General features: G+C 62.9%; 1 pseudogene. It reads right to left on the bottom strand.

Annotated elements, in window-relative coordinates:
* A pseudogene (locus tag G3446_RS27150) lies at nucleotides 1-537 on the bottom strand (IS66 family transposase); the annotation flags it as partial.
* Between the last annotated feature and the right edge of the window lie 107 nt (nucleotides 538-644).

Below are 644 nucleotides of genomic sequence, written 5' to 3'. Positions count from 1 at the left end.
TGCCTTGGTGATTCCAAGCGTCTTGAGATGTGCCTCCCACGCCGCGGTGGTTGCGATCTCCACGATCGGGTGGGCCGCGAGCGCTTGGCACAGCGCGCGCGGCAGGCCCTGATCGCGCCAGTACGTCAGCGCCTCGTCATTGAGGCAATAGACGGGCTCGCCCGCTTGCAGGAGTTGGAGGAAGTTGATTCGGCTCTTGCTCTCGGTGCTGGAGAACCAGGCGAAGAAGTCATTGCCGATCTGCGTGACGTAGCCGTTGCGCCCCTGGTGGCGCGCCCCCGAGTCATCGACCGTGATGAAGGCGCTAACCTCCAGGCCCGCCGCGAGCAGTTGATCCTTCTCGGCGAAAAACGCTTCGTTGTTTGCGCTGAGCAGCGCATCGATCTGCCCCACGGAGAGGTCGATGCCCCATTCAAGCCGTTGCTCGCGCAACAAGGGCTGGGTGACGTGACAATGATGGTGCTGGTAGAGCAGGTAGGCTCTCAAGCGCGGACCGAAGTGCCGACCATGAAGCGTCGGCGGCAACTCCCCGCTCAACCACTCCCCGTCCGGTGTCTGTCACACCTCCAGGCGATAACGGATCGTGCGGGCCCGGATGTCGAGATCTTGGACAATGAAATTGCGATCGCCCTTGAAGCGCGCCC

It is taken from the genome of Thiorhodococcus minor (assembly GCF_010820565.1).
Classification (GTDB): Bacteria; Pseudomonadota; Gammaproteobacteria; order Chromatiales; family Chromatiaceae; genus Thiorhodococcus; species Thiorhodococcus minor.
The sequence above is the reverse complement of the archived record's forward strand: the minus strand, read 5'-3'. Positions and strand labels throughout refer to the sequence as shown.